At 54.2% G+C, this 19241-nt stretch carries 13 protein-coding genes; 6 read left to right on the plus strand and 7 right to left on the minus strand.

Annotation, left to right across the window (positions count from 1 at the left end; all coding sequences use genetic code 11):
• Window positions 1–124: 124 nt before the first annotated feature.
• Together VGO12_RS31375 and VGO12_RS31380 are read right to left on the minus strand one after the other, a co-directional pair.
• Window positions 125–1096, minus strand: coding sequence for a glycosyltransferase family 2 protein (locus VGO12_RS31375; protein ID WP_327516646.1), 972 nt, complete (start codon window positions 1094–1096; stop codon window positions 125–127).
• Window positions 1093–2265 (minus strand): glycosyltransferase family 4 protein, encoded by a 1173-nt coding sequence (locus VGO12_RS31380; RefSeq protein WP_327516647.1) that lies wholly within the window; start codon window positions 2263–2265, stop codon window positions 1093–1095. The genes VGO12_RS31375 and VGO12_RS31380 overlap by 4 nt, the downstream gene beginning before the upstream one ends.
• A gap of 449 nt (window positions 2266–2714) precedes the next feature.
• Here VGO12_RS31380 and rfbC point away from each other — a divergent pair, with 449 nt between their 5' ends.
• The 6 genes from rfbC (at window position 2715) to VGO12_RS31410 (ending at window position 12449) form a co-directional block, all read left to right on the plus strand.
• On the plus strand, window positions 2715–3272 hold the full coding sequence (gene rfbC / locus VGO12_RS31385; RefSeq protein ID WP_327516648.1) for a dTDP-4-dehydrorhamnose 3,5-epimerase: 558 nt from the start codon (window positions 2715–2717) through the stop codon (window positions 3270–3272).
• Between the two features lie 98 nt (window positions 3273–3370).
• The gene (rfbB, locus tag VGO12_RS31390) at window positions 3371–4435 is read left to right on the plus strand and encodes a dTDP-glucose 4,6-dehydratase (RefSeq protein ID WP_327516649.1); all 1065 of its coding nucleotides are present in this window, start codon (window positions 3371–3373) and stop codon (window positions 4433–4435) included.
• Window positions 4432–5334: a dTDP-4-dehydrorhamnose reductase gene (rfbD, locus tag VGO12_RS31395; RefSeq protein ID WP_327516650.1), complete on the plus strand. Its 903-nt coding sequence runs from the start codon at window positions 4432–4434 to the stop codon at window positions 5332–5334. Before rfbB ends, rfbD begins: the two co-directional genes overlap by 4 nt.
• A gap of 12 nt (window positions 5335–5346) precedes the next feature.
• Window positions 5347–6216, plus strand: a complete 870-nt coding sequence (gene rfbA, locus VGO12_RS31400; protein ID WP_252160641.1) for a glucose-1-phosphate thymidylyltransferase RfbA — start codon at window positions 5347–5349, stop codon at window positions 6214–6216.
• Window positions 6217–6835: 619 nt separating this feature from the next.
• Window positions 6836–10828, plus strand: a complete 3993-nt coding sequence (locus VGO12_RS31405) for a rhamnan synthesis F family protein (protein WP_327516651.1) — start codon at window positions 6836–6838, stop codon at window positions 10826–10828.
• 205 nt (window positions 10829–11033) lie between these two features.
• Entirely contained in the window at window positions 11034–12449 is a 1416-nt protein-coding gene (locus tag VGO12_RS31410; RefSeq protein ID WP_327516754.1) for a rhamnan synthesis F family protein, read from the plus strand.
• Window positions 12450–12934: 485 nt separating this feature from the next.
• Here the strand turns inward: VGO12_RS31410 and VGO12_RS31415 are convergent, their stop codons facing one another.
• The 5 genes from VGO12_RS31415 to VGO12_RS31435 form a co-directional block, all read right to left on the minus strand.
• Window positions 12935–13672 carry an ABC transporter permease gene (locus VGO12_RS31415; RefSeq protein ID WP_252160901.1) on the minus strand — a complete coding sequence of 246 codons (738 nt, stop codon included), beginning with the start codon at window positions 13670–13672 and terminating at the stop codon, window positions 12935–12937.
• A gap of 674 nt (window positions 13673–14346) precedes the next feature.
• Window positions 14347–15372 (minus strand): ABC transporter permease, encoded by a 1026-nt coding sequence (locus VGO12_RS31420; protein ID WP_327516652.1) that lies wholly within the window; start codon window positions 15370–15372, stop codon window positions 14347–14349.
• A 31-nt stretch (window positions 15373–15403) separates the two neighbouring features.
• The gene (locus tag VGO12_RS31425) at window positions 15404–16945 is read right to left on the minus strand and encodes a sugar ABC transporter ATP-binding protein (protein ID WP_327516653.1); all 1542 of its coding nucleotides are present in this window, start codon (window positions 16943–16945) and stop codon (window positions 15404–15406) included.
• A 162-nt stretch (window positions 16946–17107) separates the two neighbouring features.
• Window positions 17108–18037, minus strand: coding sequence for a sugar ABC transporter substrate-binding protein (locus VGO12_RS31430; RefSeq protein WP_327516654.1), 930 nt, complete (start codon window positions 18035–18037; stop codon window positions 17108–17110).
• A gap of 228 nt (window positions 18038–18265) precedes the next feature.
• Window positions 18266–19078, minus strand: a complete 813-nt coding sequence (locus tag VGO12_RS31435) for a TIM barrel protein (protein ID WP_327516655.1) — start codon at window positions 19076–19078, stop codon at window positions 18266–18268.
• Window positions 19079–19241 lie beyond the last annotated feature (163 nt).

Consider the following 19241-nt stretch of genomic DNA (forward strand, 5'->3'; position numbering starts at 1 on the left):
CAAAATGTACCCTGTGACATCTGATGGCTTCTGCTGAAGCTCGTCGTCCTTACAGCGTCTCGTCTCTCACCGATATGCCGATTGGTGTGGCGCAATAATGGCCACCCGACCCGCATCTGGTTTATCAGGCCTCAAACAGCTTTTGATCCAACGACAGGCGAGATGCAACAGCAGCGGGTATTTTTTGGTGGTTTGCACCGAGGCAGTGTCCTGCAACGAGAGCAATTCGCTGGGCCGCCCTCGCAAAGCGGTGCCTTAGTGTTAGGTTTCCGTAGCTCTCATCCACCTGCTGCCAAAGGGCTTGAATCGCAAACTCACCTGCTGTCCACAGGGCGCGACCTGGGTTAGGCGACAGCTGGTAGCCGAAATACTTGGAAAAGTTCCGTGACTCGTCAAACGCGCGGCACAGCTGTTCGAAAAAACCGTAGTCGTGTGAGTGGTAGACGATAGCGTTCGGGGAGTAGGCCTTGCTGTAGCCGGCTTCAATAATGCGTCTTGCCCAGATCTGATCTTCGGCGAATTCGACATCGGGATAGGGTATCTGCTGCCAAATCGATTTTCGCAAAAGGGAGTTATTGTCCGAGTAGAAATGCAACATTTGGCGCCAGCCCACGTCGGCCTTGTACCTGGTTGGATCGAGGTCGCGTGAAACCACCAGTGGATGAGCTAGGAAACCCGCAAAATGCTTGTCGAGGTCGCTTTTCGTAAAAGGTGAAGCGGTTTGTTGAGCAATATGGCGACCGAACACCCCGGCAATCGTGGGGTCTTGTTCAGCTGAGGAAACCAGATTTAGGAGCCAATACTCATCGACGGGTTCTGCGTCGTGGGTGAGGAACGCAACGAACTCAGCGTCGGCGAGCTCAACGCCAAGGTTGCGGGTCTTGCCGTGGCCGAATTCACTCGGCCCGATTTCAACTAGCCGAACGTCACTCAGCCCTCGCAGGTAGTCAGATGTTCCATCCGTAGAGCCTGAGTCCACCACGATAATCTCGTAGCGCCACGGCGTCCGTTGAGTCCGAACTTTATCCATCACTGTCGGCAAGACGTGCATGGCATTTTTCGTTGGTATAACTACCGCACAACGATATCTGGTCATTCGGCGATCTTCCGGCTGGCGGCATGCTCAATACGCTCTTGGATCGCCGCCTCAATCATGCGCGCTGATTTCTCCCAAGAAAGTTCCTGAACGTAAGATAGAGCCTGCTCTTGAAGTCGCTGGCGCTCTCGTGGGTCACTCAGGAGTCGCTCCAGCGCGTCAGCGATCCCATCAGCCGTTGGTTTGGCAAAAGTCATCACCTCCTGAGGAAAGATGGACCGCACCGTGTCGAGATCTAGATCTATGACCGGAAGACCGCAGGCCATCATCTCTTTGTTGACCAGCGAATGGTTCGTCGCCGAGAAAACAACGCCGACCGTCGCTTCTCGGTAAAGCGTAGCAAGTTCATCGCCGCTTAAGACACCATGGTCGCGGTATGGGAACGGCACGTTCAATTTGCCGAGCTGCCAACCGAAAAAATCGACTTCAAAAGAAACGCCGCGCTGATGCAGAACCTCAAGTGCTAGAAAGGCAAGCTCCACGGCGCGACGCGGTGTAACGTAACGCGCATATACCGCGATTCGCGATTTATGACGAGCCTGGTCAGATCCGCCGAGGCTGTAGATATGCCTGTCATAGGCTAGCGGCCAAGACATTGACCACCTTCCGAAACCTTCCGACATCCTTCTGTGCAGCCAGTCACCTGCACACAAGCAGTCGAAATCAAAATGGTATGTTGCTTCGGTCAATAACGCTTCAGCGCCAGCAGGATAAAAGGCTGGCTCAAAATCCTGTACGAAGTAAAACTTCCTTGTGAAACCCCGCATTGCTTCTACCGGATAACAGGTGAAGCGATCAGTTGCGATCAATGCGTCACCGATAACGTCCGGTGCGACACCCGTGAAAAGCTGTACTTTACCCTGAAAAGGCTGGAAATGCGTGTTAATTGCTTCGAGGACATCCAACTCTGTTTTGTGTACTGTCGGGTTTTGAACAAGAAACTGGACATCATGGCCAAATCGCTCAAGATAACTCGCAATGCGGAAAATCGTCATGTGGCCACCGGCCCCGGGCAAGAAATCGGGAATGACCCAGGCGATGCGCAGTCGCGATAGTTCCATACTGTCGAGCGGCGGCGTACCGCCGGAAGGTGCGTAGTCGATAAATGACTTGAGGTGCTCGATGCGGCGTTCGAGAGGGGTGTTTCTCGGTCGGCCCGGGATCAACATACCCCAGACCCACCGCGTTACAGAGCGCAATGACACAGACTACCCTTTGTTTATCGAAAGATGGTGCCTCAAGAGACAGATTCTGACAAATACATCCAGAAGTGAGGTCTTCGCGAGCTGGGTCTGAGACTCACACACTCGGCCTCGTGTGACGGCGCATCGGCTTACGTTGTGCATTTATTGACCTCGTTGCCACCACGCTCTACGGGACGAGGACATGATAAGCAATACCCCAGCCGGGGCTTGGAACGCCGTAAGGTCTTGATGGTCGGCTACGCCTATCCCTTGATATGGCCGATACTGCGATGCTGGTGAAACCGTATAACCATAACGGAAGGGCTGGAGCGCTCAGCGACAAGAGCGCAAAAAATGCCTTCTACCTTTACACATATGGATCGGCTCGCTAGTGATGTCGAAGTTTTGGATGCTAACGTTGTAGGCGGGCGAGGATGAATTTTGAGCGCACGAGTATCGCGGATGTTGTCGTCGTAGAGCCAAAGAAATTTGGCGATTCCCGAGGCTATTTCATGGAAACATTTCGCCAGGTGCTGTTTGCGGAGCATGTCGGAGCCTTCGAATTCGTCCAAGATAATCAATCATTTTCCGCCGAAGTCGGCACGGTGCGGGGATTACACTTCCAAACGGAGCCCAAATCCCAAGGTAAATTGGTGCGTTGCATTGCTGGGGCTATTCTCGATGTCGCAGTCGATATCCGCTCTGGGTCACCCACCTATGGCGCGCATGTTGCGGTGGAGTTGACAGCAGAAAACGGCAAACAGCTCTGGGTGCCGCCAGGTTTCGCTCACGGTTTTTGCACGCTCAAGCCGAATACTGAGATTAGCTACAAGGTGACGGACTATTACAGCGCCGAGCATGATCGCGGACTATTATGGAGTGACCCGAGACTTGGAATCGACTGGCCTGTCGATGTCGAAAAGGCGGCCCTTTCTGACAAGGATAAAAGACAGCCGTCGCTCGCCGACCTGGGCTCGGTTTTCACTTATTGAGGCTCTTCATTGCTGCATTCCTCAAAGGTCGGCCGTCTGCTTGCTACGTTGGTTTCTACTAGGACCTATTCCACGATAATGTACGGAGAAATTTTCAGATGCGCATAATTGTAACAGGTGGGGCAGGTTTTATTGGGTCTGCCGTCGTGAGACACCTCGTTCTAAATAAGGGTGACGAGGTCCTGAACTTAGATAAGCTCACGTATGCAGGCACAGAGACGTCGGTAAGAGCGGTGAGCAATCGTGAAGGTTATCGTTTCGTGCAGGCTGACGTGTGCGATCGCGCAGCGGTCGCACAGTTGATTGAGAACTTCCGCCCAGAACGTATCATGCATCTTGCGGCAGAAAGCCATGTCGACCGCTCGATCACTGGCGCCAAAGATTTCATCGACACCAACGTGATGGGCACTTTCACAATGCTGGAATGTGCTCGCCAGTACTGGTTGACCTTAAGCTCCAAGGAAAAAGAGGCGTTCCGCTTCCTGCATGTCTCCACTGACGAGGTCTATGGCTCGTTAGGCGACGAAGGGCTGTTCACTGAACAGACCCCCTACGATCCAAGCTCTCCGTACTCGGCCTCCAAAGCGGCATCCGACCACTTGGCCAAAGCTTGGGCGCGTACCTATGGAATGCCAGTAGTAGTTTCGAACTGCTCGAATAATTACGGCCCCTATCATTTCCCAGAAAAGTTGATTCCATTGATCATCCTCAACGCCCTTGGTCAAAAACCGCTGCCGGTCTATGGTAGCGGCACCAATATTCGCGACTGGCTGTATGTCGAGGATCATGCTCGTGCACTTGATATCATTGCGGAACGCGGGAAAATCGGCGAAACCTACAATGTCGGCGGCCGAAACGAGCGCCGCAACATCGATGTAGTCATCCGGATCTGTGAATTGATGGATCGTCTGCGTCCACAAGCGCAACCCCATTCCAGTCTGATAACCTATGTGACAGACCGTCCCGGCCATGACGCTCGCTATGCAATCGACGCAAATAAGCTCGAAACTGAATTAGGCTGGAAAGCTGAAGAGAACTTCGATACCGGGATAGAGAAGACAGTGCGCTGGTATTTAGAGAACGAATGGTGGTGGTCTCCGCTTAGGCAGGATTATTCCGGGTCTCGCCTCGGTCTACTTTCCGAAAAGAAAGCCTCCGTATGACGGGTCGTAAACGATTGATTGTGACGGGCCGGGAGGGCCAGGTCGTGCGATCGCTATTGGAACGTGGCGGCCATGATCGACGCTTTGAGGTGATCCCGCTCGGACGCCCGGAGCTGGATCTCTCAGCGCCGGATACAATTGAGGACGTCCTGCGCGTCGCCCAGCCGGATGTGATTGTATCTGCCGCTGCCTATACAGCGGTGGATCAGGCGGAAGGCGATGAAGAAGCCGCGACGGTGGTCAACGGCTTAGCAGCCGGTAGAATTGCGCAAGTGGCGGCGACGCTGGGCGTACCGGTCGTCCATCTCTCGACCGATTATGTCTTTAACGGTGCAAAATCCTCACCTTATCTGGAGACGGATCAAGTGGCACCCGTTGGCGCTTATGGGCGCTCGAAGCTTGCCGGTGAACAGGCCGTGGTTGCCGCAACATCAAATTTCGCAATCCTGCGTACAGCTTGGGTTTATAGTCCCTTCGGCGCGAACTTTCTGAAGACGATGTTAACGCTCGCTGAAACCCGCAAATCCTTGAACGTTGTCGATGACCAGCTTGGAAACCCGACTTCAGCACTCGATATTGCGGAGGCTGTGCTCGACGTTGCGGCGAACCTTATTGCAAACGATGATCTGGCTCTGCGCGGTATCTTTCACATGACAGGTTCGGGAGAGGCAAGTTGGGCCGATTTCGCGGTGGAGATCTTTGCACAGTCGACGCTCGTCGGAGGTCCGAGTGCAGAGGTTGGCCGCATTCCATCAAGTGCCTATCCGACGCCCGCAAAGCGCCCGGCAAACTCGCGGCTCGACTGTACGAAGCTTGCGGACGTCCACGGTGTTAGGCTTCCCGACTGGAAGCATTCTACTGCAAAAATTGTCGAGCGGTTAGCTCAAGCTAAACACTAGGGAAAACTACGTATGAAGGGCATAATTCTTGCGGGTGGCAGCGGTACCCGCCTTCATCCAATGACCAGGGTCATATCTAAGCAACTGATGCCGGTTTACGACAAGCCAATGATCTTTTATCCGCTCTCGACGCTGATGTTGGCTGGGATTCGCGAGATTCTGATCATCTCAACACCCGCAGACATGCCAATGTTCGAGCGCCTTTTAGGGGATGGTTCGCAATGGGGGGTTGCTCTAAGCTACGCGGCTCAACCTTCACCCGACGGTCTGGCTCAGGCCTACATCATTGGCGCAGATTTCATCGGTGACAGTCCATCGTGCTTGGTCCTTGGTGACAACATTTTCTATGGTCATGGTATCACGGATCTCTTCACCAGCGCCATGAAGCGCCCAGCGGGTGCGACGGTTTTTGCATATCATGTCAACGATCCGGAACGTTACGGCGTCGTGGAATTCGATAAACAGATGCGGGCCATGTCGATCGAAGAGAAACCCACTACGCCACGTTCCAGCTGGGCCGTTACGGGACTGTACTTTTACGACAAGGATGTCGTCCAGATCGCCGCCAATCTTAAGCCTTCGCCGAGAGGTGAGTTGGAGATCACCGACGTTAATCGCGCCTACTTGGAGCGAGGTGACCTGCATGTAGAGCAGATGGGCCGTGGTTATGCTTGGTTCGATACGGGGACGCCGGACAGTTTGCTTGATGCGTCCGAATTCGTTGCCACGCTGGAACGTCGGCAGGGCTTCAAGATCTCGTGCCCCGAGGAGATAGCCTTCCACAAAGGCTTCATCGATCGTGACGGGCTTGCGAAGCTAACCGAATTGTACGGCAAAGGCGACTATGGCAAATACCTGAGAGAAAAGGTGTTGGCGCATTAGGCTTGTTCGTAAGGCTGGTGCAGCAGATTCCAACAAGCATTTTCGGTGATGGAGCATCCTCGTCTAAGTTTTGTAACGACAAATGAAGGCGTCAGGGCACTGGTTTTGCATTTGCCCTTGGCTCTTTGCTAAAGCAGCCGCTTAGGGCGTTTGCCATGAGCTTCAATCCGTGCCGTAGGATTGGGATGCTTGTAAAAGGTACGGTCTGCGGTTCATCGCCGAACGTAATGCGGAGCTGATACCAACTCATGCGAGCGTGTGAGTGAAGCGAGCGTAGATATCATTGGCAGACTATCTATGCGCCGACGAAGCGTTCTTGACAAACAACTCTTGCCGTCGGATCGCTCCCCATTCTATCCTTGCCGGGAAGCTGTCAGCAGCCTTCTATGTCTCGGTACAAGGGCACGGCCGTGCGGCAAAACTGGGGTCTGAGTCTGTCAGCCTTCGAGGGCGCATCAGCAAGTCATGTTGGAGGAGGCAATGACTCGCGTTGACGCAGTCTGGTTGCAGCATCGCTCGTGTCTTCGTTATCACACCGGCTTGACGACACTACAAGCTAGGTAGCGTGACTAGCTGATCGTTATTGAGACCCGTTCGATATGGCGGTAGGTGCTTTGCAATGTCTGTTGAATGGAAGAATGTGTTGAAAAAAGCGATGAACCAAGCACAGAAGATTGTTGCTAAGGCTTCCGAAAAGGTCCCACTTCTAAAAAACATGAAGCTCGAGAAAGCAATCACGCGGTACTTTGATCGTGCTTGGTATCTGCGCCAGCATCCGGATGTCATGCAATCGGGGATGGATCCAGCGCTGCATTTCATGCGGTATGGCTGGCGAGAAGGTCGAAATCCGTCAATCTACTTTGATGTGCTGTACTACTTGGACGCTAACCCCGATGTCCGCGCCTCGGGGGTGAATCCGCTGAAGCACTATGTTTCCCACGGCTGGTCCGAAGGCCGAGATCCCCATATTCTTTTTGACGTAAGCTGGTATCGGGAGACCAATTCCGATGTAAAGGATGCTGGATTAGAGCCGCTCTTGCATTTCGTCAATCACGGCGCAGAGGAAGGGCGTAGCCCACATCCACTTTTTGACGCACAGTGGTACTTGGAGACCAACCCAGGTGTGGCTGATTCTGGCCTGAACCCATTCTCGCACTATCTGTCGATAGGCGCCGCAGAGTTGAGAAGTCCACATCCTCTTTTTGATGCAAGTTGGTACGCAGAAAAATATCCGACCAATCGTCGTGCTTGTGTCAATCCCCTATTCGACTATATCGAAGTCGGTGGAATTTCTGGAAGGGATCCAAACCCGTACTTCAAATCCGCTTGGTATATCAGCCAGCATGAGATCCTGAGGCAAAGCAACAAAAATCCTTTGCTGGACTACGTCACCCAAGGGCAATATGAAGGGCGCGATCCGCATCCAGATTTCGATTCCGAGTGGTACCTCCTCAACAATCAGGACGTGAAGGCGGCCCAAAAAAACCCGCTCGCGCACTATCTTACGGCAGGACGCCATGAAGGGCGCTCCCCATCGGAGCCTGGGCCGAGGTCGGAGTTATGCCACGTCCTTCAGATACCATACGAGGTACGCCGCGTTCCCCAGGGATTTGAGGGCAAGGATTTTTGTCTATTCGTGACTTTTAGCGCGAACGGACGCATCGCCGATCATGTACTGAGATACTTCAATGCTCTGAAAAGCTGCGGTCTATCCATGATCGCCATCGTTGTCACAGAGGGACTAAGTGTCGCTTTGCCGAACAGCCTATTGCAGAGCGACGGCCTCATTGTCCGCAGAAATCATGGTTGGGATTTCGCAGCTTGGGCAACCGCGCTCGCTGCGCTGCCCGGATTGTGGAAATCGAAATCGATCATCTTCACGAACGATAGTATCTACGGCCCTACGTCCGTTCGAAAACTGAAAAACATTGTAGACCAATTTCTGAACGGTACCAGCGACATATTTGCGCTAACTGATAGCTACGAGAATAGGCATCACATGATGTCGTATTTCATCGGCTTGAAAAAAGAAGGTTTGAAGTCTCCCGCTGTTCGAAACTACTGGAAGAGTGTCAACAGCTATAAAGATAAGAACCATGTGATACACCAGTATGAGTTATCAACGCACGATCATTATCTCAAAAGTGGATTGAATATTGAAATAGCATTTCCATCGAAAAAGTATTCCCCAGGGGATAATCCGACTCTACATCACTGGCAGGATCTTCTGAAGCGCGGTTTCCCCTTTATCAAAGTGCAAGCTCTCAGAGACAATTTGCCCAATGTAGACGTGTCCGATTGGAGATATGCCTTAGAGAAGTCACCGGATTTGGTTGCCGACATTGATAAACATTTGGTGGCGCTGGCGTCTAAATCCGAAGATTCTATGCGATCGTCGCGTCCAATCCCAAAAGGCCTTAACCGATACAAAATTCCGTCCAACCTGACCAATGATATAGGCGCAGTAACAGCCATTCGTCCAACTGACTCCACGGATTACGTTCTCGAATTGCCATTCGAGTTCCGCACGAACATCAAAGATTTACCCGATCGTGTTGCGGTGATAGCCCACGTATATTACGTAGATCTGGCCGCCGAGCTCATGGAAGAGTTTGAGAAAATCCCTGTCCCCGCCGATCTTTTCATATCAACTGATCGTGCGGATAAGAAGCAGGATTTGCTAAAGCTGCTGAGAAGCTATCGAAATGGCAGTGTCACCGTCGAAGTCTTCCCAAACGTTGGTCGTGACATTGCTCCGATGCTCGTTGGCTTTAGAGACGTATTCAGCAATTATGGCTACTTCTTGCACGTTCACTCGAAAAAGTCTCCATATGGATCTGCACACGAAGGATGGAGAGAGTATCTTCTAGGAAACATTCTTGGGGAAAGCGAGAACATACATTCGATACTGTATCTTCTAAAAAACACCACTACTGGTATTGTATTCGCTGATCATTTCCCAGGTATCAGGAACTTGCTCAACTGGGGCTATAATTACTCTACAGCAAAGTCGTTGCTCAACCGAGCAGGGATCAAGCTTGATGGCAGTTTCATCCTCGAGTTTCCCTCAAGTTCGTTCTTCTGGGGTAGGTCAGATGCCATAAGGCCGCTTTTGGACCTTGAGCTTCGCTGGACAGATTTTCCACCAGAGGAGGGTCAGTTTGATGGCACGCTTGCACACGCGATTGAGAGGTCGTTGCTTTACTTCTGCGAAAGTGCTGGGCTTGGCTGGTCAAAGGTCGGGATCGCGAAACATGTACCTGGAGACCGTCTGGTCCCAGTGCTCTCTGCCGATGAACTCAATTTCTGTATAATGCGGACTAGTCACGCATTGCTGGGTAACGAGTATCGTCGCGCAAACTACTTCGAGAAATACGGAGAGGTAGTTCCTGCATTGGGTCGTAAGGATCAAAATACACGTATTAGATTTAACTTGGTATTGCCTACCATTAAGCCTGAGGAGACGTATGGCGGGATCTCAACCGCTGTAAAAATATTCAAAACTATCTGTAGCAAGATGGGCCCTGACGTCGACTTCAGGATTATTGTTACACATAGCCCGGTAGATATGCATGCCTCAATGAACTTCCCGGACTATAGCGTAGTTTTGCCGGATAGCCCCTATGATCATATGAACAAGACTATCGTCAATGTGTTTGACAGGCGGTCTACGAGGAGTATAGGCGTTCGCTCTGGCGATGTATTTATGACGACAGCTTGGTGGACCGACAAATACACTCAAAAAATCCTGGAACTGCAAAGGAGTTTTTTTGGCGTATCCCAGCCTAAGCTATATTTTATTCAGGACTTCGAGGTTGGCTTTTATCCTTGGTCGACCCGGTTTGCTTTAGCAGGATCGACCTACAATAACTTGACTGATGGGATTGCGCTTATCAATTCAGAGGAGTTGGCGCAGTTCATGTCAACTCAGGGGATGAACTGTGAGGGCTATGTTGTCCGATACTCAATGAACGATACACTTCGTCAGGCCGTCTCAGCAAAACCGAAGCAACGGATACTTTTATTTTACGGCCGACCTAGCGCCTCTCGAAACTGCTTCGAGTTGATTTGCTTGGCCATCGCCACTTGGCAACGGCGAAATCCGGAGTTGGCCACAAAATGGCGAATCGTGTCAGCCGGAGAAGCTTATGATCCTGAATTAGCGAAACCCATCTTCAATGCCGAAGTCCGAGGTAAGCTATTGCTGGACGAATACGCTGAGTTGCTTTCCGTATGTTCGGTTGGTGTCTCATTGATGATCTCGCCCCATCCTAGTTACCCGCCACTCGAAATGGCTGCAGCTGGCCTTGTTACGGTGACGAATGATTACGAGAATAAGAGAATGGGTTTGCGGAGCGACAATTTTATAAGCTTGGAATACCTAGACGTAGATGTATTAGCACAAGCAATAGAAGATGCGATCGATAAGGCAGAGGCGAATATTGGCCAGAGTTTTTCATTAGGAGAAATTCGCGACCAGCCATGTGACCTACCTGATTTTGATCCTGCCTCGGTCGCTAGCCGTCTGTTAGCACTTGCTAGAAATCGGGCGCACGGCCCTCATGGTCGGCATGACGGCGACTTGCCGCCGAGAATGCCACATCAATCGTGAACCCAATTCGCGGTAACGAAAAGTTGCCGCGAACTTGAGATTAAGTTAATGTGAGCTTTTTTCTGTTGTTCGCTGATTATGTAGACGGGATGGCTCCCTATTGTTAATCCTTCGATGTTTTAGGTATCTTCGCAACGTTCTCAGGTTGTCGGGCGCAATATACTTTTCTGGTGGACGTTCAAACAAACGAGCGCGCTATTTGGAGGTGTTAAATGTAGCGCTGTATCTGCGAAATAGAAGTGAGTGGGCTAACTACCATTCGCCTTTTTTTGATTGCCGCAATTATTACCAGGCCAATCCAGACGTAAGAGATGCAGGGCTGGAGCCAATATCACATTATTTGGAGCATGGATGGCGTGAACTCCGGTCACCTTCGCAGTATTTCGATGCGTCCGGTTTCTCCGCAGCCCATCCGCATCTCAACGGCCAACGTCACGATCTTGCAGAGGTGTGTCTGCGTTTGTACGGTTCCTATGCTTGGAAGGTTGATGGGGAGATCGTGCCAGTCCGCAATGCACAAACGTCACGAAAAGGCTTTTCGTTGCGTGAACGTACCCGCCTGTTCAACGTCTGGCAGAAGTATCGACGTTTTTTCGATGCCAACTTTTATCTCTTGGAATATCCTGACGCGGCTACAACTACGAATGAAGCATTCGTGCATTACATGCACCGGGGTTTTTCCGAGGATCGTAACCCGCGACGGGATTTTGACGGTCACCACTATCGCAAACGGCATGGACTGTCACGCGGAGAAAATCCCTTCCGACACTGTGTAGATAGCCTGAGAGATGCGACCGCGTTTCCCGCCAACAGTCACGATTGGCTTGCCCTGCGGGTTGACTCAGTTGAAGATCGGAACGTAACGACTGACACTCTTGGGTTATATCTTGAAGAAAACCGTGAGCGGCCAAGTCTATGTGTTCACCTTCACTGCTTTTATGTTGACCTGTTACACGAAGTGATAGACCGAATCCGGTTGATCACCATTCCATTTCCTCTTGTTGTGACTGTTTGTAGTGAGGTTGATGCCGCGGCGGCGCAATATCTGTTAGCCGATATTATGCTTCATCGAGAACTTCACATTATCGTCGTCAAAAACAGAGGGCGAGATATCGCTCCATTTTTGATTGATGCCAGCGCCATTTGGCGGAAGTCGGATTTGGTTTTGCATCTTCATACAAAAAAAAGCACGCATATATCGTGGGGCGATAGTTGGCGCAGATATTTGTTCGATCGTACTATCGGTGGGGAAGAGATATTGGGATGGGCTATTGACTATTTGAGTAACCATCCATCCACCGGCCTGATCTATCCGGAAAACTACTGTATGATCAGGTACTTCACCGAGAAGGAGCAGAATCATTGCGCTATCCGCTCTGTCGCGGAAAGGCTTGGATTAGAGTATGACCTTCTAACACCGCGCGCGTATCCTGCTGGATCTATGGGGTTTTATAGGGTGAGTGCGCTTGTCGGTATCCTCGATTCTGAGGGGTTGGAAGACCTTTTCGAACAGGAGATGGGGCAACTTGATGGTACGGCAGCACATGCTTTCGAGCGATTGCTTCCCGAGGTGGTTCGACAAGGAGGGTATGAAGCTACGCCCTATGCCACTGGCCCGTAGTCGTTAGGGCATTAGTTCATTAGTTGCGGTTAGGCGAGCTTTGGAAGTTTGGCCAGGGAGTTCCACCATTCGAACGGCCTCGCCACTCCACTTGTCTGCTTCCGCCCAAACAAGCATCGAGCGGATCTGCGCCGGGGCGCATAAACTATCAACCGGTAAGAATTCAAGCATCCGGTGAACGCTGCAGTTCATGATCGGGAAGTCTGGGCGTGTGATTCACCGGCACCGGCCGGATAAGATCAAGGCGCAGATGATCTCGGAGAACCTTCGGCTCGACGCAGTGGTGAAAGAAGTCGCAGAGCGCCATGGATTGTAGGCAACCACCTTGCCGTTTGGCGGATGATGGCGCGAGAGGGTAAACCGGTTCTTGCCAATGGCAGGGGAGTGCTGGAATGCAACCGTGTGCCGCTCACACCTTAAGCGAAATCCATCGCCCGACGCGCGGACATAGCCGTGAATGGACGGTTATCTGCGATGCCTGGACATCAATTCATGATTTGCGGCCTGAGTAAACGCTCCAAAAGGAGACCGATCGGCAGCGTAAGTATGCACCACATCATTACATAGGTCTTATCCAGATATTGGGTAGGGTACCCTAGATAGTACGCACTTCTCATCCACTCAACTAAGTGGAATACAGGATTGAAGCTACAGAAATAAATAACCTCCTCAGGAAACGATGTAATGTATATCGGTGCGTTAGAGCTCAGATATACGACAACCATAAATAGTGAGTAAATCATAGCGAAGAATGGGAATATAGCCGCTATTACACTTGCTATGATGCCTACCCCAATCGACAAAGCAGCTGTGCAAGCCATCGCGAGTAAAGCTTGCTCAGGTGATCTTGGTACGACATTCGACCCCGTTGCCACGAGGATTGTCCCAATGAAAAGTGTGGCCAAAACAATGCCGATGATTTCTAGAAATGATCGGGCGAGCATGATGTCAATCAATTTCACTGCTGGGAAGGCGAGCATGTTTTTGTTTGCAACAACTGAGATCGACATGTAGCGAGAGATATAACTAAACGTTAGAGCCGGAACCAACCCAGTCGCAAAAAAGAGAGCAAGATCCTCTCCAAACACGGCGTTGCGGCCCGTAAAAGAGTAAATAAGCAGTAGGATCAACATATGGGCGACTGGCATAATCGGGCCCATCAGAAACCCTAGTCCATGGTTGAAGTACCGGCTCCGGATGTCGCGCAGGACCACCGCGTGCATCACGCTTATCATCCTGATTAAAGCGACTCTGTCACTGGTCCCGACCGGTGTCGCAGCGCGTCTCATTCCTGGCGTCCTCAAGAAAGTGGATATCGTCTGCACCCCTGTATCGCTAAATGGGCAGGTACGCTACGAAAACAAGTTGGAGCGTTCCTGCCGCCGAATGGGTTGGAGCGGCAGTATTCTATGCGATCTCGGTGAGCATCACGGGTACGGAGCAATCATCCACACCGCTTCGGCCAGGGCGATTCGATGAGCCATGAATGCGTATACCGGCGTGTCGGCTTCGTGCTGGGGGATGATCTTGGCTGAAATGCTGCGGCCACTGTCATTTCCGGGTCATTCCGCTATCGGCTATTCGATTATGCCGATCCGCAGACAGCTGCGCTAGTGAATCTGCGACAATGAGGGAAACGGCGACCGTCGCCACAACAAGGGTCGAAAGCTTCGACAACCCAGAGCCCGGGTAGGTGCGGTAGCTTCGAACGCGAGGTCGCTGAAAGACCAGCCTAGACCGCGAACAGTTGGGTATGACTGCGCGATCTGCGGGCCGCAGTATATGTAGAATCTCACCAAGATAGGCGAGATACCTGGTCGCGAAAAACAAAATGCCGGGATGACTTTCGTCATCCCGGCCAGTTAGCTTCACTGGGAGGAGAGTTCTTCTTGGGAGGTCAGGCTTTCTTGCGGTTTTTCTGTCGGTAGACGTCGATGACAACCGCGGCGACGATGATCAGGCCCTTGACGATTTCCTGGTAATAGGCGTCGACCCGAAGGAAGGTGAAGCCCGAGGTCATGACGCCGAGGATGATCGTGCCGATCACCGTGCCGGTGATGCGCCCGACGCCACCCGTCAGCGACGTTCCGCCAATGACGGTCGCGGCAATCGCGTCGAGTTCATACATCACACCCATGCCAGCCTGCGCCGTCTGGGCGCGGGCGGCGGTGACGACGCCGGCCAGCCCCGCCAGCATGCCGGCAATGGCGTAGACCTTGATCAGGTGCGCCTCGACATTGATGCCGGAGACGCGGGCTGCCTGCACGTTGGCGCCGATCGCATAGGTGAACTTGCCGTAGCGGGTGTAGCGCAGCGCGATGTGAAAGATGAGGGCGACGACCAGGAAGACGATGACGGGCCAGATACCGGTGCCAATGAAGTTGAACTGATCGGTCAGGCCCGAGACCGGCTGGCCCTTGGTGTACCACTTGGAGATGCCGCGTGCCGAAACCATCATGCCGAGCGTGGCGATGAAGGGCGGGATCTTCGTGCGGGCGATGAGCTGGCCGTTGATGAAACCGGCGAGCAGCCCGATGCCGATGCCGAGCCCGATCGGCACGATAGCCGGCATGTCGGTGAGCGACGGATAGAGCGCGCGCGGCCAGGTGGAGGCCTGGGCCACACTTGCCGAGATCATCGCGGTCATGCCGACGACGGAGCCCGAGGACAGGTCGATGCCGCCGGTAATGATGACCTGGGTCACGCCGACGGCGATGATGCCGATCACCGAAACCTGCAGGATCATGATCGTCAGACGCTGCGGGTTCATGAGAAAACTCTGCCCGACGAAAATCCAGCCGAGGATCTCATAGACCAGCGCGATACCGATCAGGACCAGGAAGATGTTGAATTCAGGCGGCAGGCGGCGCTTCGTCCCTGAGAGCGGTGCGCTCGCGCCCTGTGCGGCGACATTGGTGTCCATTTTCAGTCCTCCCTTTGGGGTCCTATCCCGCTCAGCTCGCAGCGAGCTCCATGACCTTGATCTGGGTTGCTTTGGCCCTGTCGAGGAAGCCGGTGACCCGGCCCTCGTGCATGACCATGATGCGGTCGCTCATGCCGAGCACCTCGGGCATTTCCGAGGAGATCATGATGACGGCGACGCCGTTGCGCGCGAGTTCGGTAACGAGGCGGTGGATCTCCGCCTTTGCGCCGACGTCGATGCCGCGTGTCGGCTCGTCGAGGATCAGGATGCGCGGATTGGTGAGCAGCCAACGGCCGATCAGCACCTTCTGCTGGTTGCCGCCTGAAAGGTTCTCGATGCGCTCCTGCAGATTCGGCGTCTTGACGCGCAGCTTGCGGCTCATCTCCTCGCAGGCCGCCGTGACCTGTTTCTCGGTGACGAAGCCGCCCTTGACGAAGCGGTCCTGAAGCACGGCGATCTGCATGTTTTCAAGAATGTCGAGGATCAGCAGACAGCCGGTGTCCTTGCGGTCCTCCGTCAGAAACGCCATGCGGTTCCTGATCGCCGTGTTCGGGCTGTCGATCGAAAGGGCCTTGCCGTCGATCGCAATCGTGCCAGAGCTTGCCGGCGTGACGCCGAAGAGGGTTTCGGCGACGTTCGAGCGCCCGGAGCCGACAAGGCCGGCAATCCCGAGGATCTCGCCGGCGCGCACGTCGAAGGAGACGTCGCGGAAGACGCCGTTGAGCGCCAGGTTCTTGACCGACAGGACGACGTCGCCGATCGGCACTTCCTCCTTCGGAAACATCTGGGTGATCTCGCGGCCGACCATCATGCGGATGATGTCGTCGCGGGTGACATCGCTCGAGGCATGAGTGCCGATGAACTTGCCGTCGCGGAACACCGAGAACTCGTCGGCGATCTCGAACAGCTCGTTCATCTTGTGGGTAATATAGACGATGCCGATGCCCTGTTCGCGCAGGTCGCGAATGATCTCGAAGAGATGTGCGACCTCCCGCTCGGTCAGTGCCGAAGTCGGCTCGTCCATGATCAGCACGTCGGATTCGTAGGAGACCGCCTTGGCGATCTCGACCATCTGGCGGTTGGCGACCGAGAGGTGGCGGACCTCGATCTCCGGATCGATCTTAATCTTCAGACGGTCGAACAGGCGGGCGGTGATGCGGTTCATCTCACCGTGGTCGACAAAGCCGAAGCGGTTCTTCGGCTCGCGGCGGATCCAGATGTTTTCTGCCACCGTCATGAATGGCATCAGGTTCAGTTCCTGATGGATCATCGCGATGCCGTTTTCGAGCGCATCAAGCGGCGACTTCAGCCGGATTTCGACGCCTTTCAGCTTCACGTCGCCCTTGTCGGGTGTGTAGATGCCGGCAAGAATCTTCATCAGTGTCGACTTGCCGGCGCCGTTTTCACCCATCAGCGCATGCACCGTGCCGCGCTTCAGCTTGAACTCGACATCGTCGAGTGCAACGACACCGGGGAATTCCTTGCGGATGCCTTCCGCAGAAAGAAGATATTCGGCCTTGGGTACGGCGCCGCTGGCGCGGACGGCTGCCATCGTTGTCGGACTGAGCGTCATGTTCCTTGCCTCCCCCGTCGTTTCCGGCTGTCGCGGAAAGTCCTCATCGCTGGCGGGTGACCAGCCTATTTTACCGCATGCGGCATCCATTGGACGCAGGCATTTGCGGGCGGACCTGCATTTTGTGGGAGCGCGGGTTGGCCGCGCTCCCGATTGAGGCGATCAGTTCTTCGCCTGGTACTTGTCGAGGTTGTCCTTGGTCACGAGTTCGAAGGGAATGTAGACCTTCTTCTCGATCGCTTCGCCCTTGGCGAGCTTCAGTGCGGCATCGACCGAACCCTTACCCTGGCCGGCGGCGTTCTGGAACACGGTCACGTCGAGGTCGCCGGCAGCCATTGCTGCAAGCGCGTCCTGCGTTGCGTCGATGCCGCCAATGACAACGCTGTCCATGGAGCGGCCAGCGGCCTTGAGCGCCTGGATCGCGCCGATCGCCATTTCGTCGTTGTTCGAGATGACGGCATCGAATTCAAGACCGGCGGAGAGCCAGTTGGTCAACAGGTCCGACCCTTGCGTACGGGACCAGTTGGCAGTCTGCTCTTCGACAATCTCGATACCCTTGCACTGGTCGGTCGCCACCACATCGTGAATGTCCTTGGTGCGCATGCGGGCTGCCTGGTTCGACAGTTCGCCCATCATGACGACGGCCTTGCCCTTGCCGCCAAGCATCTTGCAGATTTCCTGCGTCTGCAGCGTGCCGGATTCCTGTTCGTTCGAGGCGACGAAAGCCTGCTTTTCCGGCAGCGTGTCGACGTTAACAGGCTCGCGGTTGACGTAGACGAGCGGAATGCCGGCGTCTGCCGCGATCTTCGACATGGCAGCCGTCGCATCGGTATCGACCGGGTTGACGATGATGGCGGTGACGCCTGCGGCGATGAAGTTCTGGATCTGGCTCTGCTGCTTCGACACGTCGTTCTGCGCGTCTTCGATCTGCAGCTCGACCCCGTCGAGCGTCTTGGCGTAATCGGACATGCCGTTGCGCAGGACGGTCAGGAAGTTGTCGTCGAAAAGGGCCATGGATACGCCGATGGTTTTGGCATGGGCCGCCGTCGACATCATGACGGCCAGCGCTGTGCTCAGCACGAATTTCTTCATTGTCTTCTCCTCCACAATGGTGCCCGGCGACACCTTCTCCTGCCGGGGCGCAATCCCCCAGGATTGCGTCTATTCACTTCGAAGGCGGCACTCCCGCTACGCCTTCCATCAAAACGGAACAAACGAACCAGTAATTTGCAAGTACGGAATATGTATTCCATTTTATGACGGCGCCGTCAAGTGCCGTTGCGGCGCCGCTGTTGCTTTCCGATGGAGGCTCGTGAGTTGTCAGATGCGGGACCGGATGTAGTCCATGCTGGCGCGCAACGAACCCGCGGGATCGGCGAGATTGTGGACTTCCGCGGCGAACGGCTCAAACGAGAGCGGACCTTGATAACCGTCGGCGCGCAGGCCCGCGATCTGTCCGACATTGTCGAGAAGGTCGCCCTCCTCGACGAGGACGCGATGTGAGTCGCGCAGGTCGGAGACGGAAACATCGGCATCGGTGACGCCGGAAATGTGGACGAGGCCCGTCATCTCCGGATAGGTCGCAGGCTCGCCGGCGAGATGATGATGAAAGGTGTCATGGACGAGGCGGAAGGTGGCTTCGCCGCCGACCGACCGGATCGCGTTGACAGCCTCTGTCTTCGAACGCAGCGAGCAAATCTCGAAGCCCAGCGGCTCGACGAGCCCGATGACGCCGGCCGCGTCAAGCGTCGGCTTGAGCGCGGCGAGCGCCTCGCGCAGGTTGGCCTGCCGCGCGCCATCCGCCTGGCCCGATCCGTCGTTGACCGGAACGAGGACGAGGGCCTGGGCGCCGCAGTCGCGCGCGTAGCGGATGAGTTCGTCGGCCTCCGTTTGCCGCGCGTCGTTCCATTCGTTGAAGCGTTGAAGGGCATTGATCGAAATGATCGTGATGCCATGGCGCCTGGCAAGCGCAGCGACATCCGTGGCGGTGGTTCCGTCGAGAATGGCATTGCCTGCGAGGTCGTTGCGGATTTCGACGGACGACAGGCCCAGTGAGCGAGCGAGTTCAAAAAAGGCGGCAAGCGGAAGTCCGGGCGTCGTCATGTGGTTGAGGGCGAAGGGCAGGGCGGTCACGGGAACATCTCCTCCAGTGGGATTGTGCGCACATCCGTAAATAGAACGTTCATTCCATTTATAGGGACTTACGAAAATCGCCAACCGGTTGCGAGAGGATGATCGTCAAGGAGCTCAATCGGCTTGCATTTCTGCAAGGTCAGGTTTCGCCAATGATGGAAAA

The organism is Ensifer sp. (assembly GCF_035999135.1).
In the GTDB taxonomy this organism is placed as follows: Bacteria; Pseudomonadota; Alphaproteobacteria; order Rhizobiales; family Rhizobiaceae; genus Ensifer.

Excerpts from the sequence above, each read along its gene's own strand:
- VGO12_RS31375 (WP_327516646.1), bottom strand. The coding sequence starts at position 1,096 with ATGACCAGATATCGTTGTGCGGTAGTTATACCAACGAAAAATGCCATG.
- VGO12_RS31380 (WP_327516647.1), bottom strand. The coding sequence starts at position 2,265 with ATGTTGATCCCGGGCCGACCGAGAAACACCCCTCTCGAACGCCGCATC.
- rfbC (WP_327516648.1), top strand. The coding sequence starts at position 2,715 with ATGAATTTTGAGCGCACGAGTATCGCGGATGTTGTCGTCGTAGAGCCA.
- rfbB (WP_327516649.1), top strand. The coding sequence starts at position 3,371 with ATGCGCATAATTGTAACAGGTGGGGCAGGTTTTATTGGGTCTGCCGTC.
- rfbD (WP_327516650.1), top strand. The coding sequence starts at position 4,432 with ATGACGGGTCGTAAACGATTGATTGTGACGGGCCGGGAGGGCCAGGTC.
- rfbA (WP_252160641.1), top strand. The coding sequence starts at position 5,347 with ATGAAGGGCATAATTCTTGCGGGTGGCAGCGGTACCCGCCTTCATCCA.
- VGO12_RS31405 (WP_327516651.1), top strand. The coding sequence starts at position 6,836 with ATGTCTGTTGAATGGAAGAATGTGTTGAAAAAAGCGATGAACCAAGCA.
- VGO12_RS31415 (WP_252160901.1), bottom strand. The coding sequence starts at position 13,672 with ATGCACGCGGTGGTCCTGCGCGACATCCGGAGCCGGTACTTCAACCAT.
- VGO12_RS31420 (WP_327516652.1), bottom strand. The coding sequence starts at position 15,372 with ATGGACACCAATGTCGCCGCACAGGGCGCGAGCGCACCGCTCTCAGGG.
- VGO12_RS31425 (WP_327516653.1), bottom strand. The coding sequence starts at position 16,945 with ATGACGCTCAGTCCGACAACGATGGCAGCCGTCCGCGCCAGCGGCGCC.
- VGO12_RS31430 (WP_327516654.1), bottom strand. The coding sequence starts at position 18,037 with ATGAAGAAATTCGTGCTGAGCACAGCGCTGGCCGTCATGATGTCGACG.